This is a genomic window from Pseudomonas syringae group sp. 26L6 (assembly GCF_032587815.1).
Classification (GTDB): domain Bacteria; phylum Pseudomonadota; class Gammaproteobacteria; order Pseudomonadales; family Pseudomonadaceae; genus Aquipseudomonas; species Aquipseudomonas amygdali.
In genome coordinates this window covers 212649-237198 of sequence record NZ_JAWHPJ010000057.1, presented here as the reverse complement: position 1 = coordinate 237198, position 24550 = coordinate 212649, and the positions used below count along the sequence as shown (strand labels likewise).

General features: G+C 58.9%; 18 protein-coding genes and 5 pseudogenes. 18 read left to right on the top strand and 5 right to left on the bottom strand.

All coding sequences use genetic code 11. The features are described from left to right. The first annotated feature begins 15 nt into the window (after nucleotides 1-15). The 11 genes and pseudogenes from RYA97_RS26015 to RYA97_RS26685 all read left to right on the top strand — a co-directional run bounded on the left by RYA97_RS26015 (nucleotide 16) and on the right by RYA97_RS26685 (nucleotide 13634). Nucleotides 16-1317 carry an Nramp family divalent metal transporter gene (locus RYA97_RS26015; RefSeq protein ID WP_002553892.1) on the top strand — a complete coding sequence of 434 codons (1302 nt, stop codon included), beginning with the start codon at nucleotides 16-18 and terminating at the stop codon, nucleotides 1315-1317. Between the two features lie 224 nt (nucleotides 1318-1541). Then, nucleotides 1542-3653, top strand: coding sequence for a TonB-dependent siderophore receptor (locus tag RYA97_RS26010; RefSeq protein ID WP_005779733.1), 2112 nt, complete (start codon nucleotides 1542-1544; stop codon nucleotides 3651-3653). Nucleotides 3654-3691: 38 nt separating this feature from the next. Next, nucleotides 3692-4420 (top strand): DUF4198 domain-containing protein, encoded by a 729-nt coding sequence (locus RYA97_RS26005; RefSeq protein ID WP_005746838.1) that lies wholly within the window; start codon nucleotides 3692-3694, stop codon nucleotides 4418-4420. 272 nt (nucleotides 4421-4692) lie between these two features. After that, on the top strand, nucleotides 4693-5559 hold the full coding sequence (purU, locus tag RYA97_RS26000; protein ID WP_004658059.1) for a formyltetrahydrofolate deformylase: 867 nt from the start codon (nucleotides 4693-4695) through the stop codon (nucleotides 5557-5559). Then, nucleotides 5556-6458, top strand: a complete 903-nt coding sequence (gene folD, locus RYA97_RS25995; RefSeq protein WP_005746839.1) for a bifunctional methylenetetrahydrofolate dehydrogenase/methenyltetrahydrofolate cyclohydrolase FolD — start codon at nucleotides 5556-5558, stop codon at nucleotides 6456-6458. Before purU ends, folD begins: the two co-directional genes overlap by 4 nt. Then, nucleotides 6440-7681, top strand: coding sequence for an FAD-dependent oxidoreductase (locus RYA97_RS25990; RefSeq protein WP_016981343.1), 1242 nt, complete (start codon nucleotides 6440-6442; stop codon nucleotides 7679-7681). Before folD ends, RYA97_RS25990 begins: the two co-directional genes overlap by 19 nt. Before the next feature lie 13 nt (nucleotides 7682-7694). After that, complete coding sequence (locus tag RYA97_RS25985) at nucleotides 7695-8000, top strand: sarcosine oxidase subunit delta (protein ID WP_002553898.1); 306 nt, start codon at nucleotides 7695-7697, stop codon at nucleotides 7998-8000. Further along, nucleotides 7997-10903 (top strand): 2Fe-2S iron-sulfur cluster-binding protein, encoded by a 2907-nt coding sequence (locus tag RYA97_RS25980; RefSeq protein ID WP_016981342.1) that lies wholly within the window; start codon nucleotides 7997-7999, stop codon nucleotides 10901-10903. The genes RYA97_RS25985 and RYA97_RS25980 overlap by 4 nt, the downstream gene beginning before the upstream one ends. Before the next feature lie 3 nt (nucleotides 10904-10906). Then, the gene (locus RYA97_RS25975; RefSeq protein WP_005746842.1) at nucleotides 10907-11479 is read left to right on the top strand and encodes a sarcosine oxidase subunit gamma; all 573 of its coding nucleotides are present in this window, start codon (nucleotides 10907-10909) and stop codon (nucleotides 11477-11479) included. Nucleotides 11480-11693: 214 nt separating this feature from the next. Continuing rightward, nucleotides 11694-12776: pseudogene (locus RYA97_RS26690) on the top strand (cache domain-containing protein); the annotation flags it as partial. A gap of 90 nt (nucleotides 12777-12866) precedes the next feature. Then, nucleotides 12867-13634 (top strand): methyl-accepting chemotaxis protein, encoded by a 768-nt coding sequence (locus RYA97_RS26685; protein ID WP_371875232.1) that lies wholly within the window; start codon nucleotides 12867-12869, stop codon nucleotides 13632-13634. Between the two features lie 120 nt (nucleotides 13635-13754). Here the strand turns inward: RYA97_RS26685 and RYA97_RS25965 are convergent, their stop codons facing one another. Further along, nucleotides 13755-14651 carry a LysR family transcriptional regulator gene (locus tag RYA97_RS25965; RefSeq protein ID WP_002553902.1) on the bottom strand — a complete coding sequence of 299 codons (897 nt, stop codon included), beginning with the start codon at nucleotides 14649-14651 and terminating at the stop codon, nucleotides 13755-13757. 109 nt (nucleotides 14652-14760) lie between these two features. Here RYA97_RS25965 and RYA97_RS25960 point away from each other — a divergent pair, with 109 nt between their 5' ends. Further along, nucleotides 14761-15636, top strand: coding sequence for an MBL fold metallo-hydrolase (locus tag RYA97_RS25960; RefSeq protein WP_316893343.1), 876 nt, complete (start codon nucleotides 14761-14763; stop codon nucleotides 15634-15636). A 94-nt stretch (nucleotides 15637-15730) separates the two neighbouring features. After that, complete coding sequence (locus tag RYA97_RS25955) at nucleotides 15731-16129, top strand: hypothetical protein (RefSeq protein ID WP_016981340.1); 399 nt, start codon at nucleotides 15731-15733, stop codon at nucleotides 16127-16129. Nucleotides 16130-16216: 87 nt separating this feature from the next. Here the strand turns inward: RYA97_RS25955 and RYA97_RS25950 are convergent, their stop codons facing one another. From RYA97_RS25950 to RYA97_RS25940, 4 genes and pseudogenes are all read right to left on the bottom strand, one after another. Beyond that, nucleotides 16217-16342 (bottom strand): hypothetical protein, encoded by a 126-nt coding sequence (locus tag RYA97_RS25950; protein ID WP_080900487.1) that lies wholly within the window; start codon nucleotides 16340-16342, stop codon nucleotides 16217-16219. A gap of 65 nt (nucleotides 16343-16407) precedes the next feature. Then, the gene (locus RYA97_RS25945) at nucleotides 16408-17889 is read right to left on the bottom strand and encodes a chemotaxis protein CheW (protein WP_057413524.1); all 1482 of its coding nucleotides are present in this window, start codon (nucleotides 17887-17889) and stop codon (nucleotides 16408-16410) included. After that, nucleotides 17886-18353, bottom strand: a pseudogene (locus tag RYA97_RS26680) (methyl-accepting chemotaxis protein); the annotation flags it as partial. The gene RYA97_RS25945 and the pseudogene RYA97_RS26680, both read right to left, overlap by 4 nt. A 159-nt stretch (nucleotides 18354-18512) precedes the next feature. Next, nucleotides 18513-19952, bottom strand: a pseudogene (locus tag RYA97_RS25940) (PAS domain-containing protein); the annotation flags it as partial. A gap of 674 nt (nucleotides 19953-20626) precedes the next feature. Here RYA97_RS25940 and RYA97_RS25935 point away from each other — a divergent pair. The 5 genes and pseudogenes from RYA97_RS25935 to RYA97_RS25915 form a co-directional block, all read left to right on the top strand. Next, a pseudogene (locus tag RYA97_RS25935) lies at nucleotides 20627-20822 on the top strand (AraC family transcriptional regulator); the annotation flags it as partial. Nucleotides 20823-20840: 18 nt separating this feature from the next. Next, nucleotides 20841-20987 (top strand): annotated as a pseudogene (locus tag RYA97_RS25930) (arginase family protein); the annotation flags it as partial. Between the two features lie 180 nt (nucleotides 20988-21167). After that, nucleotides 21168-22514: an LLM class flavin-dependent oxidoreductase gene (locus RYA97_RS25925; protein WP_029240935.1), complete on the top strand. Its 1347-nt coding sequence runs from the start codon at nucleotides 21168-21170 to the stop codon at nucleotides 22512-22514. Continuing rightward, on the top strand, nucleotides 22511-23470 hold the full coding sequence (locus RYA97_RS25920) for a D-isomer specific 2-hydroxyacid dehydrogenase family protein (protein WP_005746853.1): 960 nt from the start codon (nucleotides 22511-22513) through the stop codon (nucleotides 23468-23470). Before RYA97_RS25925 ends, RYA97_RS25920 begins: the two co-directional genes overlap by 4 nt. Nucleotides 23471-23546: 76 nt before the next feature. Beyond that, nucleotides 23547-24521, top strand: coding sequence for an aliphatic sulfonate ABC transporter substrate-binding protein (locus tag RYA97_RS25915; protein WP_005746854.1), 975 nt, complete (start codon nucleotides 23547-23549; stop codon nucleotides 24519-24521). The last annotated feature ends 29 nt before the right edge of the window (nucleotides 24522-24550 follow it).

The window sequence follows — 24550 nt, the reverse complement described above, 5'->3', positions numbered from 1 at the left end:
ACGGAGATTCAACGCATGCCTCATACCCCGTCTCTCAAAGAAACAGCTACACCCGCCAGCGAACCTCGTCTCAAAAAACTCGCCAAACTGCTCGGCCCCGGCATCATCGCGGTACTGTCCTGGCTGGGCGCGGGTGATCTGATCACATCGTCGGTGGCAGGTGCCAGTTATGGCTACGCCATGATGTGGGTGCTGGCGATTTCGCTGTTGCTCAGGTTCCTGATCGTCAACATCATTGCCCGCTTCCAGCTCTGCAATAACCAAGGCATGACCATTCTGCAGGGCTATGCGCAACTGCATCCGCTGTTTGCCTGGTTCATGCTGGGCTACGCGTTGTTGATGGGCCATCTGATCAACGCCTACATGATCAAGGGTGCCGGTGAAGCGCTTGCCATGCTGCTGCACATCAATCAGCCGTTGCTCTGCTCGGTTGCGGTGGTGATCGCCGTATGGCTGCTGGTGGGACGCAATATCTACACGATGATCGAAGGCGTCATGAAGGTATTGCTGGCAATCATGACCCTGGCGTTTCTTACCCTGGCGATCATGTCCGGTCCGGATGTCAGCGGCATCATCAAAGGCACTATCGGTTTCAGCATTCCACCCGATGAAGGCGTGCATGGGGCGCTGCTGGTGGCGGTCTCGGTGATCGGTGCCGTAGCCGGCTCCATCGCCAACTTCGTCCACCCTTACGTGATGCGTGAAAAAGGCTGGACCGGCCCCGAGCACAAACGTATTCAGCGCAACGATCTGCTGTTCGCCGTGATCGTCGGCATTATCATCAACCTGGCCATCTGGGTGGTGGGCGTCGAAATTTTGCGACCCAACGGTATTCAGGTGAACACCCTGGCTGATCTGGGCAAGGCGCTGGAGATATTCTTCGGCCCGCTGGGCTGGTACATCTTCTTCATCGGTGTGTTCGCCACGCTGTTTGCCAGTATTTCCGGCAAAACCACCGCCTTCCCGATGCTGATCACCGATGCCTTCCAGCACATTCGCCCGAAGCGTCGCGAACGCTACGGCAAAGTGTTCCACAACGACCCGATGCACAAATGGTTCATGCTGTTCATTCTGGTCACCCCGCTGATCTGGTCGCTGCCCGGCATGCCGGACTTCGTGACCCTGACGCTGGGCGTCAACGCACTGAACATCGTGGGGCTACCGGTCATCTCGCTGGGGCTGCTGATCATGTCCAATCAGAAGTCGCTGCTGAGCAAGGAATACCGCAACAACTGGTTCGAGAACATTGCGCTGACCTTTGCGACCGGACTGGCCTTGTGGGTGGCGTTTCAACTGGGGACAGAGTTGCTCGCCTGAGCAGATAGAACGCTACATGTGCGCGGAATAAACCGTCTTCGAGTCCATTTCCGTCCATGGAAATGGACTCGGTTTCAGTATCGAATCTTCCCCCTACCTCAAACCCTACCCTCACGCGTCAGGCTCCTGTCGATGGGTACAACTGTCACATCCCGCCAAAAACAAACAGAAATAATTCTCAACGGAGATGTTATATTGTATCTATTATCATCAGGAAGTCTCACATGTCGTCTCGTAGAATCGCGTCTCTGGCAGGCTTGGCAATCGGGGTTTTTGGCAATACCGGCTATGCGGAGGAACATCCGCAAACCATTGAACTGGAAAGCGTCAACGTAACCTCCGACTATCAGTACGAGACAGCCACCAGCCCGGTTCAGGGCTATCGCGCTACCCGTTCGGCCACCGCCACCAAAACCGATACCGCCATCCAGGACATTCCGCAGTCGATCAGCGTAGTGCCCGCTTCGGTGCTCAAGGACCTGGGCAGTAACAGTGTCGAGCGCGCGCTTGAGTTTGCCGGGGGCGTGTCGAAGCAAAACAACTTCGGAGGCCTGACGCTCTACGAATACAGCATCCGCGGCTTCACCACCTCCGAATTCTACAAGGACGGCTTCAGCGCCAACCGCGGCTACCCTGCCACGCCGGATGCCGCCAACATCGAGCGTATTGAAGTGCTCAAAGGCCCCGCTGCCAGTCTGTATGGCCGTGGCGACCCTGGCGGGACGGTCAACATTGTCACTAAAAAACCCCAGCGTGAAGCATTCACCACCCTGCAAACCAGTGCGGGCAGCTGGGATCGCTATCGCACCGCACTGGATGTCAACACACCGCTGGATGAGGAACGCAGGCTGCTGTCTCGTGTCAATCTGGCCGTCGAAGACAACAACAGCTTTCGTGACCATGTCGAAAGCAAGCGGGTCTTCCTCGCCCCCTCATTCAGTTGGCAGTTGAACCCCGACACCAGTCTGTTGGTGGAAACCGAGTTCGTGCGGCAGACATCGACTTTCGACCGGGGTGTGGTCGCCCCCAACAATAAATGGAGTGGCGTGTCCCGCTCGACCTTCCTCGGCGAACCGGACGACGACATCGACAATGACAACAACATGGTTCAGTTTGCCATTGACCATCAACTCAGTGATGTGTGGTCGCTGCGTCTGGCCAGCCACTACAAGCAAGGCGAAATGTCAGGTTTTGCCAGCGAGGCACGCCCCCTGAATGCCGACGGTCGTACCGTCAACCGTCGTTACCGCGAACGCGACAACAACTGGCACGACAGCATCACCCAACTGGAATTGCGCGGCCATTTCGACGCGATCGGTCTGGAGCACGAAGTGCTGATCGGCACCGAATACGAGAATTACCGCAAGAACGAGCGGGTGACCACCATTGCAGGCAGCCCCTATGCCATCGACATCTACAACCCGGTGTATGGCCAGCCGAAACCCAATGGCGCGCGTTCCGGCACTGATTTCTACGAGCACATTGAAAGCCGTGCGCTGAACCTGCAGGACCAGATTGTCTTTACCGACAAGCTGCGCGGGATGATCGGCGCGCGCTACGAGCACTTCGATCAACAGGTCGATGACTTCACTACCAATGCTACCTCCGGGCAGCGTCACGACGCGTTCACCCAGCGCGCCGGGCTGCTTTATCAGCTCACACCGCAGGTTGGCCTGTTCGCCAACGCATCCACCTCGTTCAAGCCGAACAATGGTCTGGACGCCGCCGGCAAAACCTTCGACCCGGAAGAAGGCATCGGTTATGAGGCCGGGATCAAGAGCGAACTGTTCGACAACCGCCTGAGCACCACCCTCGCCGCCTTCCACATAGAAAAGGAAAACGTTCTGGCCCTGGACCCGGGCACCGACACCAATCGCGCCGTGGGCAAGGCTCGCAGCCAGGGTTTCGACATGCAATTCACCGGACAAATCACTGACGCGGTGCGGATCATCGGAGCATTCGCCTACATTGATGCCGAAGTCACCAAGGGCGACCGGACCATCCCGGCAGGCAGTCGCATCCTCGGGGTCGCCAAACACAGTGGCAGCCTGTTGAGCGTCTATGAATTTCAGGAAGGCGTATTGCGCGGTTCGGACGTGGGCGCGGCATATACCTACGTCGGCGATCGTTCCGGCCAGTCCGGCACCGACTTCGAGCTGCCGGCCTACCAGACCGTCGACCTGCTGGCTCACTATAAAGCCAGCGAGAACGTGACAGTGGGCTTGAACCTCAACAACATTTTCGATGAAAAATACTACGAGCGCTCCTACAGCAATTACTGGGTCGCGCCCGGCGAACCGCGTAACTTTACGGTCAGCCTGACACTCGGCCTTTGACTCCTGTAACCCTCGCTTCACAACAATAAGGATGCACCATGCTGTCAACAAAACCTTTCATGGCCTTGGGCCTGCTCGGCGCATTGTTCGCCAGTCAAGTAAACGCACACGGCCTGTGGACCGAACAGCGGCGCGGCAATATAGAGGTGGTCTACGGTCATGGTGCGGAAGACAACGCGTTCAAAGCGCAAAAAGTCAGCGGCGCATGGGCGTATGACCAGCAGGGCAAAATGATCCCGGTGACGGTACAACGCCTTGAGGATCACGCGCGACTGGTGCCGCTCAAGCCGCCCGCCGTGATGACGGTGGCGCTGGACAACGGCATGTGGACACGCAACGCCGAGAAAAAGTGGATCAACGAAGGCCGCAGCAAAGTGCCCAATGGCACCGACTCGATTCATACCTTCAAATACAGCGTGGCAATCTACGCAGAAGACGCGCACCTGCCCTCGTTCAGCAAATTGAATTTTGTGATCGTGCCACAGGCTGATCCATTGAAGGTCGGGGTTGGCAAACCCTTACCGGTACGCGTACTGATCGACGGCAAACCCGCCGCCGGTATCAAGCTGATCGGCGATTACCGCAGCGCACCAGACGTGGTCAGCGCCGAAACCGACGCCCAGGGCCTGGCCAGCGTGATCGTGCGCAACGAAGGGCTGAATATCATCGCTGCCGAGGTCACGCAGCCGGTCAAGGATAATGTCGATATCGCCGAGCGCGGCTTGTTTACCTCATTAACGTTTGTCGGTGAGGCGCATCACGACTGACCCTTACTGCTTCCTGAAAACGCCCGCCCTGGGCGTTTTCTGCCTCACGGCAACTGAAAAAAAGGCACCGGCTCCCCACCACGCCAACTCCCCATATTCCCTTTAGTAAACAAAGTTTCCAGAAACCTCTGGACGCTGCTTTTCCTTTCGCCTATAAAACAGCCTTCAAGAATATTAAATTCCTGTAGAGAATTTTATTCGCCACTCAAAAACCTCTGTATCTGACTTTTGCCCCCTTTGCCGAGCTGCCGCCCTATTCCAGAGGACAAGCCATGCAACACGAGAAGAACCATTTCATCCTGAAGATCAGCTGCCCGGCGACCTCCGGCATTGTCGCGGCAGTGGCTTCCTGCTTGGCTGGCAACGGCTGCTACATCGGTGAAATGGCCCAGTTCGACGATGAGTACAGCGGCACCTTTTTCATGCGCGCAGTGTTTCGCTTCAACGACGGTCACGACGGCGACATCCAGCAGTTGAAAACCGGTTTCGATGTGGTGGCCAAAGACTTCGCCATGCAGTGGGAACTGCATGACACGCGTCGCCCGATGCGCGTTTTGTTGATGGTCAGCAAGTTCGATCACTGCCTGACAGACCTGCTGTACCGCTACCACAAGGGGGAAATGGACATGACCATCACCGCCATTGTGTCCAACCACTTGGACTTGCGGCCGATGGCCGAGCGGGAAGGCATTCGTTTCATTTACCTGCCTGTGAGTAAAGAAACCAAGGCTGCGCAGGAAGCTGCGCTGATGAAGGTGGTCGACGAAACCGGTACCGAACTGGTGGTGCTGGCGCGCTACATGCAGATTCTCTCCGACGACCTGTGCAAGCAACTGGCGGGTCGGGCAATCAATATTCATCACTCGTTTCTGCCAGGTTTCAAGGGCGCCAAGCCGTATCACCAGGCTTATGAGCGCGGCGTGAAATTGATCGGTGCCACTGCGCATTACGTCACCAGCGACCTGGACGAAGGCCCGATCATCGAGCAGGAAGTGCAGCGTGTCGATCACGTCTACCTGCCTGAAGATCTGGTCGCAGCAGGCCGTAACAACGAAACCATCGCGCTGTCGCGGGCAGTCAAGTACCACCTTGAGCATCGGGTGTTTCTCAACACTGACCGAACGGTGATCTTCCGATGAGCGCGCGCATCATCGATGGCAAGGCAGCCGCCGCTCGTGTTCTGGAACAAGTCAGCACCGAAGTGAAAATCTTGAAGGCCGACGGCATCGAACCGGCACTGGCGGTCATTCTGGTCGGTAACGACCCGGCCAGTGAGGTGTATGTGCGCAACAAGATCCTGCGCGCCGAGGAAGCAGGCATTCGTTCGCTGGAGCACCGCCTGCCTGCCAAGAGCAGCCAGGCACAGGTGCTGGCGCTGATTGCCGAACTGAACGCCGACGACTCGGTAAACGGCATCCTGCTGCAACTGCCACTGCCGTCGCACATGGAAGAAGCCCGCGCCTTGCAGGCCATTGATCCGGGCAAGGACGTCGATGGCTTTCACAGTGAAAACGTGGGCGGCCTCAGCCAGGGACGCAGCGTACTGACGCCCTGCACGCCCAGCGGCTGCATGCACTTGCTTGAAGAGACCTGCGGCGATCTGAGCGGCAAGCATGCGGTGGTAATCGGTCGTTCCAACATCGTCGGCAAACCCATGGCCGCCCTGCTGCTGCAAGCGCACTGCTCGGTGACGGTGGTGCATTCGCGCAGTAATGACGCCAGGGCCTTGTGTCAGTTGGCCGACATCGTCGTGGCAGCGGTTGGCCGCCCGCGCCTGATAGATGCCAGCTGGCTCAAGCGCGGCGCGGTGGTGATCGATGTCGGTATCAACCGCATCGAGGATCAAGGCCGCAGCCGCCTGGTGGGCGATGTCGATTTCGACAACGCCCTGAGCGTGGCTTCTGCCATCACACCGGTACCCGGTGGCGTCGGGCCGATGACCATCGCCTTTCTGATGAAAAACACAGTGACTGCTGCTAGGCAGCAAGCCCTCGCACAGCGCAGCCAATCGGAGGCCGTATGCCTTTCAACCTGTTGAAATACGGGCTCAGCCCGGAGTATCCGGTCGAGGTGGATCTGCCTGCGCCCAAGGAACTCAAGCCTTCCTACGACGTGGTGATCATCGGCGGCGGTGGTCATGGCCTGGCGACCGCGTACTACCTGTCGAAATACCACAGCATCACCAATATAGCCGTGCTGGAAAAAGGCTATCTGGGCGGCGGCAACACGGCGCGCAACACGGCGGTTATCCGCTCCAATTACCTGACCAGCGAAGGCGTGAAGTTCTATGCCGAGTCGGTGAAGATGTTTCAGGGCCTGTCCAACGAGTTCGACTTCAACATCATGTATTCGGAGCGCGGCCAGCTAACCCTCGCGCATACCGACGCCACCGTACGCTCGTTCCGTCAGCGCGCCGAGGTCAACAAGCATTTCGGCGGCCGCACCGAAATGATCGACCGCCAGCAGATCCGCGAACTGGTGCCGAGCCTCAATCTGGACCCTGGCCATCTGCCGGTGCTCGCGGGCCTGTGGCATATCGACGGCGGCACCGCACGTCATGACGCGGTGGCCTGGGGCTATGCCAAACAGGCGGCCAAGCGCGGCGTCGAGATTCATCAACTGACCGAAGTGCAGGAACTGGTAATCGAGAATGGCGCCATCACTGCTGTGAAAACCAATCGCGGCACCATCCAGTGCGGTTGCGCCGTACAGGCGGTCGCGGGCATGAGTTCGCAGATGATGAAAAAGGCCGGCATTCGCTCACCGATCCAGACCTTCCCGCTGCAAGCGATGGTCACTCAACCCTTCAAACCGTTCCTCGACCCGTTGGTGAGCTCGTCTGCCCTGCACTGCTATGTCCAGCAGACCAGTCGTGGCGAGGTGGTGTTTGGCGGCGGCTCGGACCCGTATCCGCTGTTCAACACGCGCTCGACGCTGGACCTCAAGGAAAGCCTGCTGGCACACGCCATCGAGATGTTTCCGTTTCTGGCCAACGCCAAATTGATGCGCCAGTGGGCCGGAATCACCGACATGACCCCGGACTACAGCCCGATCATGGGGCTTTCGCCGGTCAAGAATTATTACCTGGACGCAGGCTGGGGCACCTGGGGCTTCAAGGCGACGCCGATCTGCGGCAAGACCATGGCCGAACTGGTGGCCAGTGGCGGCAAGGTGCCCGAGTTGATCAGGCCATTCGCGCTGGAACGCTTCTCGACCTTCCAGCAAGTCAACGAAATGGGCGCGACAGCGGCCAGCCACTGACGGAGAGCGACACATGAAAATCATGACCTGCCCGCTCAACGGGCCGCGCAACATCAGCGAATTCACCTACGGCGGCGAATTCAAGCACATGCCTGACCCGCAAACCTGCAGCGATGCGCAATGGGCCGATTACGTGTTCAACAGTGAGGACACCCTGGGCGTGGTGCGCGAGTGGTGGATGCATAACCCGTCCAGCTACTGGTTTCTGGCCGAACGTCATACCGGCAGCGACGAGATCATTCGCACCTTCGACCCGCGGGAAATATTTACCGCACGTATCGACTTCGCTCCCCTCCCATCCAAGGAGATCGCAGGATGACCACCCCAGCCCGCTTGCCCGAGCCCATGGGCCTGCTGATCGATCGCAACCAGCCGCTCACCTTCAGCTTCGATGGCAAAACGTATCAGGGCCTGCAAGGCGACAGCATTGCCAGCGCACTGCTGGCCAATGGTCGCTTTCTGCTCTCGCGCTCGTTCAAATACCATCGCCCGCGCGGACCGCTGAGCATGGCCGGACAGGACGCCAACAGCCTGATCCAGTTGCCACACGAGCCTAACGTGCTGGCCGACACTTTTGTCTTGCAGGATGGCTTGCAGGCAACCGGACAGAATTTCAGCGGCTCGCTGGACCACGATAGGGATGCCTGGCTGGGCAAGTTCTCGAAGTTCATGCCGGTGGGTTTCTACTACCGCTCGTTCTACAAGCCCAAAGGCATGTGGAAAGTCTGGGAGCCGATCATTCGCAAGAAAGCGGGCCTCGGCGTGCTGGATCTGGACTTTCAGCCTGAATACTACGACAAGGCCTACCTGTTCACAGATCTGGCGGTAATCGGTGCAGGACCTGCCGGGTTACAGGCGGCTCTGACCGCAGCCAACGCCGGAGCCAGGGTGCTGTTGATCGAACAGCAGCCGATACTCGGAGGTTCGCTGACTTACGCGCGCTTCGATATCGACGGTCAGCGTGCCGGGCAACTGCGGCGCGAACTGGTCGACGCCGTGCAGGCGCACGCCAATATTCAGGTCCTCACACAGGCCACTTGCAATGCCTGGTTTACCGACAACTATCTGCCAGTGATTCAGGGCAAGCGTCTGTACAAGGTGCGCGCTACGCAATGCCTGGTGTGCAGTGGCTCGTTCGACCAGCCGGTTATTTTTCGCAACAATGATTTGCCCGGTGTGATGCTGACCAGCGCCGTGCAGCGTCTGATCAGGCTGTACGCAGTCAAGCCCGGCAAGCGCGCGGTGGTGCTGACCGGCAATGATGACGGTTACCTCGCTGCACTGGATTTGCACGATCAGGGTGTCGAAGTGGTCGCGGTCGCCGACATGCGCGCCAATCCGTCGGATCGGGGATTGCAGGTTGCGCTGGAGCAACGCGGCATCGTCTGCCACATGAGCACCACCGTGTATGAAGCGCTGCACGAGAAAGGCATGCGTCACGTAAGCGGGGCCGAGCTGCGCAAGATCACCGGCCAGGGTCAGGTGGCCAACAAGGGTTTGAGTGTCGAGTGCGACCTGCTGTGCATGTCCGGCGGCTACATGCCGGCCTACCAGTTGCTGTGTCAGGCGGGCGGCAAGCTGGCCTATGACGATCGGCAGGCCGAGTTCGCGATCAGCAGCCTGCCGCAGAACCTGGGCATCGCCGGTTCGGTCAACGGTTATCACGCGCTGGATAACGTGCTGACCGATGCGGCGAATGCCGCCGCCGGGGTGCTCTCGGCGCTAGGCCTGGAATCGACCGACAAACCGGCCGCACTGCGCAGCGAAGCGCAGGTCAACTTCGCCTGGCCGATTTTTCCGCATCCCGAAGGCAAGGATTTTGTCGATTTCGACGAAGACTTGCAGGTGCGCGATATCGTCAATGCCACCCGCATTGGCTATCGCGACATTCAGTTGGTAAAGCGTTATTCCACTGTCGGGATGGGGCCGTCGCAGGGTCGTCACTCAGCGTTGCCAACCGCACGACTGGTGGCCGCGTCTACCCAGCGCAGCATCAGCGAAACCGGTGTGACCACTGCCCGGCCGCCCTTCGAGGCAGAGAAACTGGCGCACGTCGCTGGACGGGCCTTCGACCCCTACCGCCAGACGCCCATGCACCAACGGCATGTGCAGGCAGGCGCGAAGATGATGCCGGCCGGGATCTGGCAGCGTCCAGCGTTCTATGGCAAGCCATCGCAACGCGATACCTGCATGCAGCAAGAAGCACTGCATGTGCGCAACAAGGTCGGGATTATCGATGTGTCGACACTCGGTGGCCTGGACGTGCGCGGACCCGATGCCGCCGAGCTGCTCAACCGCATGTACACCTTTGCGTTCCTCAAGCAGCCGGTCGGGCGTTCACGCTATGCGCTGATGACCAACGAGCACGGCGTGGTCATTGACGACGGCGTTTGTGCACGCTTTGCCGACCAGCACTTCTACGTCACCGCCACCACCAGCGGTGTGGATCGCATCTACCAACAGATGCTCAAGTGGAATGCCCAGTGGCGTCTGAATGTGGACATCACCAACGTCACAGCGGCCATTGCTGCGGTCAACGTGGCGGGCCCGGATTCACGCAAGGTACTGGAGCAAGTGTGTACCGACCTTGATCTGTCCGCAGCAGGTTTCCCCTATCTGGGCGTGCGCCTGGGCACTGTTGCCGGCATCAAGGCGCGGCTGTTGCGAGTCGGTTTCGTCGGCGAACTGGGCTACGAAATCCACGTTCCGGCCCGGCATGCCCTGACACTGTGGGACGCGCTGACCGAGGCTGGCAAGGCGTTTGATATGCGTCCGTTCGGCGTCGAAACGCAGCGTCTGTTACGTCTGGAAAAAGGCCACGTCATCATCAGCCAGGACACCGATGGCATGACCCATCCAGCCGAAATCGACATGGGCTGGGCGGTCAGCCGGAGCAAGCCGTTCTTTGTCGGCCGCCGCTCAGTGGATATCCTCGAAGCCCAGCCACAGAAACGCAAGCTGGTGGGCTTCACCCTGCCCAAGGCCAGTCCGCTGCCGCTTGAAGGTCATCTGGTGCTCAAAGGTCCGGACATCAGTGGCAACGTGACCTCCTGCGAATACTCGTCAACCCTCGGCATGATTATCGGCATGGCTTATGCCGCGTTCGACCAAAGCACACCCGGCCAGCAGATCCCGATTCGCGTCGAAGACGGTGTGGTGGTTCAGGCGACCGTCGTGAAAATGCCCTTCTTCGATCCTGAAAACCAGCGCCAGGAGCTCTGAACCATGACTAGCCTTATCCAGGACCGCCCGGTCAGAGCTGGCGCGCCCTCACTGTGCACACTGCAAGACCTGACCGATCTGCCGCGCGTGGGGTTTCGCGGTACGCAAAGCGCCGAATACCTGACAGCACGTGGTTTCAGTCTGCCCGACACGCCGAACCGCGCGGTTACTCAGGCCGACGGCAGCCATGTTGCACGTCTTTCGCAGACCGAATACCTGCTGCTCGGCAGCCCGCTTGATAAAGGCCAGCGCATAGCCGACGAGGAAGCCCGTTGGGAACTGGACCATAACGCCAACTACCTGCTGCCTCGCGAAGACAGCCATGCGTGGCTGCAACTGAGCGGCCCGTGCATCCCCGAGGTGATGGCTAAATTGTGCGGCGTGGACCTGCGTCCGTCAGCATTCGCAGTCGGCTCGGTGGCGCAGACCTCGGCAGCGCGAATCAATGTGATCGTGATCAATGTTGGCGCGCAGAGCGAACCCTGTTTTCAGATTCTCTTTGATCGGGCTTCACTGGCTTACTTCAAGGAAGCGATGCTGGATGCCATGACCGAGTTTGGAGGGCGCCTCTCATGAACAACGGGTTACTGCTTCAGTGAATAAAGGCCGTTTCGTGCTCATGAACGACAACAAGTGTCTGTTACCGCCAAGCCGCCTAAAGAATGCTGGCATAAAGCCGTTGGACATTTGGTAGACCATAAGAGCGACCCTCGGCTCAACGCCTGGGGTCGCAGACTGCACCCATGCAGCACCCGACACTTGCGGCAGTAACGCGCCCCCCGGAGCTCAAATGAATATCAAACAGAAATTGACGTGGGCGTTCGCAGTCATTGCGTGTTTGCCCATATTAGTCGTCGCCGCCATCGTGATCGTGAATCTGCGTGACAAGGCGACCAGTGATTTCGTGGACAGCAGCGCACGCGAGATTCGCCAGGTCGACAATGCCATGCAACTGTTTTTCGACGGCATTACGCAGAACGTCAATTACATCGCGGCGCACCCGCTGATCGCCGGGGCGAGCGATGATTTCCGCAACTACATGGGCGCAACACCTCCCCCGCAGTCCGAGAATGACAGGCAGGCGACCGAGCTGTTCGCCAGTATCGCCAAGGCCCATCCGGCCTACTCCTACGTCTCTTACGGGTTGATCAACGGCAGCTACATCATGACGCCGGAAGACCCGAAAATGAGCAACTACGACCCACGTGTTCGCCCGTGGTACAAGACCGCAATGGCCAATGCTGGCAAAACCGTGCGCAGCGACGCCTATTACTGGGCCAACGATGACGCGGTGCTGGTCAGCACCATTCGGGCGATCCCCAATAAACTGGGCAACCCTGGCGGCGTGGTCAACATCGACGTATCACTCAAGCAGCTGACCAACATCGTCAAGCAGATCAAGCTGGGTGACAGCGGCTACCTGATGCTGATGGAAAAGAGCGGCACCGTGCTGGTCGATCCCAAGCAGCCGGAACACAACTTCAAGAAACTGGGTGAACTGGGCGACGGTTTCACCGAGCTGGCCAAAACCGCCAGTGGTCTGGTCGAGGTAACACTCAACGGCGAACGCTACATGGCCAACGTGTACCCGTCCGAGCAACTGGGCTGGAACTTCATCGGTCTGATCAAACAGGACGAAGTGATGGCCTCGGCCACCCGCCTGACCTGGCTGATCGGCGTTATCGCTGCGGTATTGGCGGTGGTCTTTGCGATTGTCGGTGCCAGCTTTGCCAGCGTCATCGTGCGTCCGATCCACAGCGTGTCGAGCGGCCTGGAAGGCATTGCTGGCGGCGAAGGCGACCTGACCCAGAACCTCGCCGTGCGCGGCAAGGATGAAACTGCGCAACTGGCAGGCTGGTTCAACAAGTTCCTTACCGCGATTCGCAACCTGATCCAGCACATCGGCCAGGCTGCCGGGAAGATTCTTGAAGCCTCACACAGCTCCACCCGTGTCTCCAACGACATGGCCGAAGCCGCTGGACGTCAGCGCGAGGCGGTGGACATGGTCTCCACGGCCTTCCATGAAATGGTCGCCACCTCCAACGAAGTCGCTCGTTCCTGCAGCCAGGCCGCCGATTCGGCCGACAGCGGTCAGCAGCAGGCGCGTGAAGGTCAGCGACAGATCGACGATGCGGTGCGCAGTGTCGACCAGCTCAGCGAGGAACTCACCCGCTCGGCCAAGGATATGACGCAACTGGAAAAGGACAGCGCAGGCATTCAGTCGATCCTCAACACCATCCGTTCGATTGCCGAGCAGACCAACCTGCTGGCCCTCAACGCGGCCATCGAAGCAGCTCGCGCAGGCGAGCAGGGTCGCGGCTTTGCCGTGGTAGCCGACGAAGTCCGCGCGCTGGCCAAACGTACCTCGGACTCGACCGCCGAAATCGACAACCTGCTGGGCAATCTGGCCAAACGCACCGCTTCGGTGGCGCAACAGATGCACGCCAGCCTCGACGTGTCGCAGCAATCGGTGACCAAGATCGGGCAGGCACGCAGCAGCTTCGGGCAGATCCGTGAGTCAGTTGATGTGATTCGCGACATGAACACCCAGATTGCAACCGCCGCCGAAGAGCAGCATCAGGTGGCCGAAGACATCAACCGTCACATCAGCCAGATCCATGGCGACGCCCAGTTGATCGCCGACCTCTCGGACTCCGCCCGTGCGGATTCCAGAAGTCTGGAACTACTGTCCAGCGAACTCGACGGCCTGGTGCGCAAGTTCAAGACCTGATACTGCACACTCGCAGCGTGAGAAACGATAGGTGTCTGTGTGTCCCCTATCGTGCCCATGCTCCGCGTGGGCATGCCGTTCTGGACGCTCTGCGTCCTTTGCGCAGCAGGTGATCCAACCTCAAGGCTCTGCGCCGCTCCTCTCAAACCATTCAGTCAGAAAATCCAGCATGGTGCGCAAGGTGGCCGACTGGTGATGCCGCGAGGTGTAGATCGCGTGGATGCCCAACGCCCTTGGCTGGTGGTCGGGCAGCACCGCGATCAGCTTGCCACTTGCAATCAGCGGCGCTGCCGAATGCACCGGTTGCAAGGTGATCCCCGCGCCAGCCACTGCGGCCTCCAGCAACACCACTGAATCGTTGGCGCTGAGGTTGCCGCCCACCGGAACGCTGAGCGGCAACTGCTGCCGGGTGAACTCCCACAGGCTCTTGCCGAAGTACGAATAGGTCAGGCAGTTGTGTGCAGCCAGTTCTTGCGGACTGGAGGGAGTGCCGTGCATGGCGAGGTAGGCTGGAGAGGCACAAACAACCGAATCGCAATGCCCCAATGGACGGGCAATCACATTGGGGTCCAGCTGATTGGTGATGCGGATTGCCAGATCGATGCGCTCGCTGACCAGGTCCACGGCCTCGTTGCCAATCAGCAGATCCACCGAGGTGCCGGGGTAGCGTTGCAGGTAAGCCGTCACCGCTGGCGCCAGAACCGCCAGTGCCAGTGACTGCGAACAGGCAATACGCAGCATGCCACGCGGCTCATCGACTTGCGTATCGGCTGCCAGCGGCACTGCGTCAGCCAGCTCGACAAGCCGCTGGCAACGCAGCAACGTCACCTGTCCGGGCGCAGTGAGCCCCAGCTTGCGCGTGGTGCGGTGCAGCAAGCGCGCTCCCGCCCAAGTTTCCATCTGCGCCAGATAACGGGTCACCATCGCCCGTGACATGTCCAGCGCCTCAGCGGCAGCAATGAGGCTGCCGCGTTCGTTGATGGCCATGAACACCCGCGCCGCCATGATCCGATCCATGATTCATCCGATATAAGCAATCAATAGTTGCCAATATTGAGGCTTTTGTTTCATTTTAAGCAACATAAGATAACGACCTCAGTCTTGCTCTATAAAAAGGTCGTACCCCATGCTACGCAATTCCCTGCTTGCTCTATCGTTCGCGGTGCTATTCCCGCTTGCAGCCCAGGCCGCTGATCCACTGGCGATCGAGGTCTACAATCCGGCCGAAAAAGCCATCTTCCCGGTGTCATCCGAACTGATCACCGGCAAGCATGATGCGGTGCTGATCGATGCGCAGTTTCAGCGTAACGATGCTCAGGCGCTGGTAGAGAAGATCAAGGCCAGCGGCAAGAAACTCACTACCGTGTACATCAGCCACAGCGACCCGGATTACTACTTCGGGCTGGACGTCATCAAAGCTGCTTTCCCGGATGCGAAGATCGTTGCCAGCGCTCCTACCGTGAAAGCGATCAAGGCGTCGATGCAGGGCAAGCTTGCCTACTGGGGACCGATTCTCAAGGACAATGCTCCGGCCAGACTGGTCCTGCCAGAGGTGCTCAAGGGTGACCATCTTACCCTTGAGGGTCAGCCATTACAGATCAAAGGCCTGAACGGCCCGGCCCCCGAGCGCAGCTACGTATGGATTCCATCGCTCAAGGCGGTGGTCGGCGGCGTCGTGGTGTCCAGCGGCATTCATGTCTGGATTGCTGATACCCAAAGCCCGAAATCGCGTCAGGACTGGCTCGCGACCCTCAAGGGCATTGAGGCGCTGAAGCCGGTCACGGTTATTCCGGGCCATTATCTGAACGAGGTTCCAGCGGGCACCAAGGCTGTGACGTTCACCGCCGACTATCTGAAGTCCTTTGAACAACAAGCGGCTAAAGCCAAGGATTCCAAGGGCCTGATCGATGCCATGCAGAATGCCTGGCCACAACTGGCCGAACCGAGCTCGCTGGAACTGAGTGCCAAGGTCATCAAGGGCGAGATGAAGTGGCCGAACTGATCTGAAACCAGGGAACTGTTGCCGCATCGCCGCAGTTGCACGCAGCAGTTCCGGGGGATGGTCAGACGCCCCCGTCAATCGCTATGCTGCACCCATGAACGCTCCTGTCAAAATCCGTAACCCCTGCCCGCCCGGCGCTTGCGACTGCGAGCGCGAACGGCTGGATGCGGAAGACGCCGACCTGCGCATCCTCAAGCTGACCCGTGATGCGGAAAACACGCTGCTTGAGCGCCTGAGCCGTGTCGAAAGCCTGAAGGATCTGGAGCACATGCAGCGCAAGATTTTCGAGCAACTGGGTGTGCGCGTCGAAATCGCACCGGGCTTCAACGAAGTACGCACCATGCGCGGCATCAGCATCGTCGTGCAGAAAAAGACCGGCCTGTGCCGCAAGACGCGCAAGTCGGTTGCAAGCGCAATCCGCAGTGCACTTGAGGCACGCCCGCAGATCGCCTATGAACTACTCAACGCCAACGGCCTGCTGCGCGACGCGTGAGTCAATACAGAGCCCGAACAGGCCTTTGAAACCATAACGCCCGATCTAAAACAGACCGGGCGTCATGTGCATTGTCCTGTTGACTGATCAACAGGCCCCCGGCGGAATACCACCTTTGTTGAAGTCCTTCAGGCGTTCCTTTTCTTCTGGCGTCGAGTGCGCAGGCACATCGTTTGCCGGTTCCTGCTTTTTCTCGTCTTTCTGGTCAGTCATGGTCATTCTCTCCGCTCGTGGACACTCAAAATAAGGCCACGCGCGAAGCATTCGGTTCCGATTGATTAGCGCGCTGCCACTCGTTCGGCGACATTGCACTCCAGTTGCCTGGCCAGCCCCTGCAAATCGAGCAGGGTTGCGCGCCAACTGCGTTCCTGACTGCCGACGCTGACCAGCGAGCGCACTCGGTCATTGACCGAGATCCCCTTGCCGGTATTGGCCTGCCAGCCCTGCTCGAGCATGGCCGGGTCGAACTGATTGAACGCGTCGATCGCATCGACCCGGCTCACGGCAAAACCGAAGCACAGGCGCTCGCCACGCACGATCAGGACACGGGACGCTTCACCCGGGGTTTGCGCCCCCTCGCCCAGCAGGCTGCTCAGGCAGATCAGCGGCACTTGCTCGCCACGCAGATTGAATTGCCCTAGCAGGTGCGTCGCCGGTTGCGACAAACCGATCAGCTGTTGCGGCACGCTCATGATCTCGACGATCTGACTCAACGGCGCGACGAAGCGGGTCGGTGCGTCAAACAGCAGACAGGCATGGCGCAACATCGCCTTGGTCACATCGTGCGAGGCTTGTGCAGGTTTGACGTCGTGCTGATAAACCTGGGTGTAGCTTTTGACTTCCGGGCGCTGCAACAGCATTGGATGATCCAGCAACAATGCCTGTTGCCCCTCCTCCAGGTTCATGACCCCGGCCAGCAGTTCAGGATGCGGCAGGCCGTAACCCGGTGCCGCCAGAAGGCTGCCCGGGTCCTGACGCTGGATGGCGACCATGCGGTCGTAACCAAACCCGCATACCCGACCGTCCGGAGCCGTCAATAGCAACAACTGCGGCTTGGAGGTCTGGCGTTTATGGTCCAGACCAAGGACTTCGGACAGATTGAGCGCCGGGACCTTGGTGCCACGCACCGACGTAACGCCAAAGCAGCACTCACTGGCAAAGTCCGAAGCCGAAATTTCAGGATTATCCACCAGTTCGGTCACGACGCTCGCATCGATACAGAAGTTGCGACCGTCACACTCGAACACCAGGTAATGCAGCAAACGATTCTTGGCCGCGAGCGCTTCTTCCTTGAGCACCTGCGCGCTCGGATCAGCAGCAAACAGTACGCCTGGCAAGCTACTCAGAAAACCCAGGTCGAGCTTGTAGATCATCCGCGATTCTTCTGCGCCCAGCAGCAGTGATGGCAGCAACCCGACACTGGTGCCGCCAGGGCCCAAGGGGCTGAATTGAGAGTCGCGGGCCTTGAGAATGTCGCAGACCGCATCAATCGCCAGCCCCAGGTAGCCACCGCCGTACTTGAGAATAGCGACCAGCGGCGTGGGCAACGATGTATCGCCGCCCTCCGCCAACTGGCCCCGCAGGTCCACCAAAGGCACCGGTTTGCCGCGCAAGGTAAACACCCCGCGCAACGCACCGCGAGTCAGCGGATGGGGGTACAGGTCGGTAGGCCAGTGCACGGCCTCCATCAGCGCTTCGGCAACCACCGCCAGATAAACGCCATTGATCTGCACGACGCCATAGGCATTCAGGCTGCTCATGCAGGTTGTCCGATGGATACCTTGTCCAGAGTCTGGGTGTAGCCGGTCAGGTTGGCTTTATGCAGCTCGACGATCAGTGTCTCGACTTCCTGCGCCGACAGACGTTGCTTCTCTGTCGCCGTGTTGATCCCGTCGATTGCCTGAGTGGTCTGCATCACGCCTTCCACGATGTGTTCGAAGGCTTCGCCGGCACTGCGCGAAATCTCGTTGCCCGACTCGATCCGGCTGACTGTTTCGAGGATCAGCTTGTTGATTTCCTTGGTCGCACGCGAGGACTTCTCGGCCAGCTTGCGCACTTCATCGGCCACCACCGAGAAGCCCAGACCGTGCTCGCCAGCCCTGGCCGCCTCGATAGCGGCGTTGAAGGCCAGCATGTTGGTCTGACTGGCGATCTCGCTGATCACCTGGATGATGTCCTGAATGCCCTCGGCCGACTTGGCGATCATGCCCATCGCATCGGACGCCTTGACCAGAGTCTGCGAACCGGTACTGGCCTGCTCACGCGTCATTCTGGCCAGATCGGTGGCCGTCTGGGTGCTTTGTGCCACGTAGGAAATGGCGTTCATCAATGCTTTAACCGACTCGCCCATGGCGCGGGTCTTGGCTTCTATCGCCTGCTCCATCTCGACCTGACGGGTAATGTCAGTGGCGAATTTCACCACTTTGAACGGCAGCCCGTCATGGTCTAAAATCGGGCTGTAAGTCGCCTGAATCCAGATTTTCTGCCCGTACTTGCTGACGCGCATGAAGCGTCCGGAATAGAACTCGCCCTGCCCCAGCCCGTGCCAGAACTCCCGGTATTCAGTGCCACGCACATATTCCTCATCACAGAAAATACGGTGATGCTGGCCCTTGATCTCCTGCAGGCCATAGCCCAGCGCTTTGAGGAAGTTGGCGTTGGCGGTAATAATGTTGCCGGCCATGTCAAACTCGATGACGGCCTGGGCGCGGTCGATTGCATTCACCTTGCCGTGGTGCTCGACGCTGGTTTCCTTGGCAACTGTCACGTCGAGCGCGAACTTGACGATCTTGTAGGGTTTGCCCTGCGCGTCGAGGATCGGGTTGTAGGTCGCCTGAATCCAGATTTCCTTGCCATCCTTACGCTTGCGTTTGTACTCATTGGCGTCGTATTCGCCACGCCCCAGTTTTTCCCAGAGCTCGCGATACTCCAGACTGCTGACAAACTCCTCAGAGCAGAACATCCGGTGGTGTTCGCCGACAATTTCCTCAAGGTCGTAGCCGAATACCGCAAGGAAGTTGCGGTTGGCATGCAGCACCTTGCCGGTCAGATCGAATTCGATAACCGCCTGAGAACGCTCGATCGCCGTCACCTTGCCGGCGGACTCGGCCTGACGGACGCGGCTCTCGGTGACGTCGTTGGCGAACTTCACCACTTTGTAAGGACGACCATCAGGGTCAAAAATCGGGTTGTAAGTGGCGCTGATCCATAGCTCTCGACCGTTCTTGCCGATTCGTTTGTACTCGCCGGAGTCATACTCGCCACGCTCGAGCTTGGCCCAGAAAGCACGATAGGCCGGGCTGTTCAGGTAGTCGTCTTCACAGAACATGCGGTGATGCTGGCCCTGTATCTCATCCAGACGATAGCCCAGCACCTTGAGAAAGTTTTCGTTGGCGTTGAGCACGCGGCCGTTCAGGTCGAACTCGATGATGCCCTGCGAACGATCGATCGCTGCGACCTTACCTTCGTACTCGGCGTTGGTCTTGCGTTGCTGCGTGACGTCGGTGGCGAATTTTACGACCTTGAACGGGTTGCCCTGTTCGTCGAAAACCGGGTTGTAGGTTGCCTGCAACCAGATCTCGCGACCGTTCTTGCCCAGGCGCTTGTACTGCCCTTCGTCAAAGGCACCTTTGCCCAGTTTTTCCCAAAACGTCGCATACTCAACGCTGGAAGCGTGTTCCGGGGTGCAGAACATGCGGTGATGCCGACCCTGGACTTCGTCCAGGCGATACCCGACGCAATCCAGAAAATTGGTATTGGCCCGCAGGATATTGCCTTCAAGATCAAACTCGATCATCGCCTGCGAACGGTCAATGGCCGCCATCAGCGAGTGCAGGTCCATCTCTAGCTCGGCCCGGTCCCTGGGAGTGCTTTCAATTGTGGTCGACATGTAAAATACTCTGCGAGTCAGCATCTATGGAAGTATTGTTATAAAGCGCCGGTCTGTGCGGGCCCGGTCAAACGCTTCAAACATGAGGCGCGGACTGACTATGGTGCCTGCTGATCAAGCCGGTTAATCGTCTTTCTCAATGCCTTCCATAGCGCAAACTTCAAGGCCGTCAGAGCCAGGTGGAACTATCGAAGTCACTCGGCAATGAGCCGTTACATAAACATCGGCTTCAGTCAGATTAGCTTTAGCGCTGTCAGCTAGCTATTATCTAGCCACTATCAAAACACACACGGTCAGGCCCTCCCGATCACCGGCAAGGACCGCTTCGTACACAACTTCCTTCCTCTGCTGAAAACCGTTGCGTCATCAAGCATAAAACCAGATGACGAGAATCACGGCCCCCGTCCATCCCAAGGTGAGTAAGAAAGAAAGCCCAGCAAGGCGCGGGTCCATGGAACTCCTGTTCTAGAAGGCTTGGGTAAGCAGAGCGCTGCATACGTAGGGATATAACGGCTGGATCACAGGTATATAAACTATTTTCACCACCTTGAAACGCTGCCAGCACAGGGGTCTTGCTCTGGATCAACGTCTGATAACCGACGTATGGCCTGGTCACCGGCCAGTCTTTGAACGAAGCGCCGTTTGACGGCAGACTGAATGTCAGGGATCAGAGTAGCGTTACCTTCACCCGCATCCAGCCTTCCTCTACATCACCGGCGATTGCAGCAAGACAGGGAGTCTCGGCAAGGCGCTGGCGATATCGTCCTTTACGATAGCGCACAACCTTATGCATGCAGTTACCCCTAAGGTGACGATCGGAGCTTGCTGACAGACATAGCCAGCGCAGTGGACGTGGTCGGCCTTGGCATTGCCGAGCATTTGCCATGGGATGCTCTGGCGCTGAAGAACATGCTGACGAAACTACCGTTGCTTGGCGATTGGCTGCCAACCCTCGGGGCTGACTCATGAAACAGCGAGCAAAATTCAATTTATGCATATTTAAATACTTAATAATTATTTAATTTAATAATTAACATATAACAAAATAGAATTTCACTGCGGGTTTTTATAGGCATATTGTCATCCTATACCGACCCCTTTCTCCAGGCGGAGGTGCATCCACCTTTCTGAACCGTCCGGAGCAAAACCATGAGCAGACAACGACACCTTAAACTTGGCGCAATGGTCCACGGGGTCGGCCATGGCTGGGGCGAATGGCGTCACCCGCAGGCGCTGGCCAACGCCAGTGTGAATTTCGGCTTTTATCAGCAGCAGACCCAGTTGGCCGAAGCGGCCCGCTTCGATTTCGTGTTCATCGCCGACAGCCTGCACATTCACGAAAAATCCAGTCCGCATTACCTGAATCGTTTCGAACCGTTGACCATTCTCTCCGCACTCGCAGCCACCACCCGGCATATCGGTCTGGTGGCAACGGTGACGGTCAGCTACACCGAACCCTTTCAGGTAGCTCGCCAGTTTGCTTCGCTGGACCACATCAGTGGCGGTCGGGCTGGCTGGAATGTGGTGACTTCCTGGCTCAGTGGCACCGCTGACAACTTCAGCAAGGGCGAACACCCACCGCACGCCGTACGCTACCGTATCGCCAAAGAGCATATCGAGGTGGTCAAAGGTCTGTGGGATTCCTGGGAAGACGACGCCTTCTCGTACGACAAGCAGAAAGGCGAATTTTTCACGCCTGGCAAACTGCACGCGCTGAACCACAAGGGCGAATTCTTCTCGGTGAAAGGCCCGCTCAACATCGCCCGATCGAAGCAGGGTCAGCCGGTGATTTTTCAGGCAGGCACCTCCGAGGCCGGGCGTAACTTCGCCGCTCAAAACTCCGACGCGATCTTCGTCCACGCCGAGAGTTTCGATGAAGCGCGCGCCTATTATCAGGACCTGAAACAAAGGGCTGGCGGCTTTGGTCGCGACCCTCACGCGCTGTCGATTCTGCCGGGCATTCGCCCGATTGTCGGGCGCGATGAAGCTGAGGTGGAGAGCCGCTATCGCCAGGCCGTGGAGTTGGTGACGATCGAAGACGCAATCGTCGCCCTTGGTCGCCCCTTCAATGATCACGATTTCAGCCAGTACCCACTGGACGAACCCTTCCCGGAACTGGGCGATCTGGGCTCCAACAGCCAGAAAGGCGGTTCGGACCGGATCAAGCAACTGGCCAAAGACGAAGGCCTGAGCCTGCGTGAAGTCGCCCTGCGCTTCTCCCTGCCCCGCCGTGACTTTGTCGGCACACCGGAACAGGTCGCCGACGCGATACAAACGTGGTTCGAAGCAGGCGCAGCCGACGGTTTCATCATCAATAGCGTCCTGCCCGACGGCCTGCAGTACTTCACCGAATGGGTGGTGCCGGTGCTGCAACGACGCGGACTGTTTCGCACCGAATACAGCGGCAATACGCTACGTGAAAACCTCGGCCTTGAGGTGCCGGTCAATCGTCATGCGAAGGCTGTCGCCCATCAATCTGACGAGGCGTTGGCATGACTCGACTCGTGATTGCCAGCCAGCTGGATGATGATTTCAATCAGGTGATTCGCGAGCGGCTTGCAGTGACCCACCCTGAAGCCAGGCTCATCGGCGTACCTGCCGGAGTGCCGAGCGACTTGCCCGGCGAGGTCAGCATTCTGCTGGCGCGCCCTATCAACGTGCGTGGTTATGAAGCCCCGGCCTCGCCGCCTCCGGGCTGGCCCTATGGCCTGAAGTGGATTCAGGTGGTGTCTTCGGGTATCGACTTCTACCCAGGCTGGCTGTTCAACGGGCCGCCGGTGAGCACCTCGCGGGGCAGCGCGGCAGAAAACATCGCAGAGTTCTCGCTGGCCGCCATTTTTGCCGCAGCCAAGCATCTGCCGGATATCTGGGTGCATGACTCGCAATGGAACTTCACCGCCCTGACGCCGCTCAAGGGCACCACGCTCGGGATTCTAGGCTTTGGTGCCATCGGTCGCAGCCTGGCCAGCAAGGCCCAGGCGCTGGGTATCAACGTGATCGCATTGCGGCAAAGTTCGGCTCCGTTCGAGGTTGACGGTGTCGAGGCTGCACGTGACATTCATGACCTGTTCGCGCGCGCAGACCATCTGGTGCTGGCCGCGCCGTTGACACCGGCGACGCGGCACATCGTTAACGCCGAGGTGCTGAACAGTGCCAAACCCGGCCTGCACTTGATCAACATCGCCCGTGGCGGCCTGCTTGACCATGAAGCGCTGCTCAATGCGCTGGATAATGGAAACATCGGCCTGGCCTCGCTGGACGTCACCGAACCCGAGCCCCTGCCGGATGGGCATCCACTGTACTCACATCCTCGCGTGCGCCTGTCACCGCACACCTCGGCGATCTCCAGCAACAGCCGTAACGAAATAGCCGACAGTTTTCTGGCCAACCTTGAGCGTTTTCTCAAAGGGCAGGCCTTGCAGAATCAGGCTGATCGCCAGCGCGGCTACTGACACAGATCACACCCATTACGCTGCGTGGAAATACAACTCCTGACACTCAGCGTCACCCTCAAATACCGAGCGTGCCATGCCCAAACCGATAAAAAACACACAACCTGGCTACCGCCGTCCGCTGCTGGCAGGTCTGCTCGCGGCGTTGGCGTTATGCATCGCCCTCCCCGTCGAGGCACAGCAAACGTTGCGGATCGGTTACCAGAAGTCTTCCACGCTGATCACCCTGCTGAAAACACGCGGCACGCTGGAAAAAGCCCTTGCGCCACAGGACGTCACCGTCACCTGGCATGAGTTTCCGAGTGGTCTGCCGCTGCTGGAGGCGCTGAACGTCGGCAACGTCGATATCAGCGCGGATGTGGCGGACACCGTACCGATCTTCGCTCAGGCAGCACAGGCCAGGCTGACCTACTTTGCCCAGGAAGCGGCCTCGCCTTCCGCGCAGGCAATCATCGTGCATAAAGGCTCGCCCGTGCAGCAGTTGTCAGACCTGAAAGGCAAAAAGGTCGCTGTTACCAAGGCGGCGGGTTCCCACTACCTGCTGATTGCTGCGTTGAAAAAGGCCGGTCTGGCATTTTCGGATATCCAGCCCGCCTACCTGTCGCCCGCCGACGGCCGAGCGGCCTTCGAAAACAACAAGGTGGACGCTTGGGTCACGTGGGAGCCCTTCCTGACCAGCGCACAACGGCAACTGCCAACGCGCACCCTGGCTGACGGCAAGGGGCTGTCCAGCTACAAACGCTATTACCTGACCGGCACTGGTTACGCCAAGGCTCATCCGCAAGTGCTCAGCGTGGTTTACGAGCAGTTGCACAGCGCTGGCATCTGGCTCAAAGCCAACCCGCGCGAAGCCGCCCAGGTGCTGAGCCCTTTATGGGGCAATCTGGATATCGAAACGGTCGAAATCGCCAACAGCCATCGGACTTATCAGATCCAGCCAGTCACGCACGATCAACTGGACGAACAACAGCATATCGCCGATGCCTTCTTGGCAGCGGGACTGCTGCCCAAGGCGGTGGATGCGCAGGATGTGGAGGTATGGAAGCCTTGAGGAATGAAGGGGTACACCCGCTCGCATGG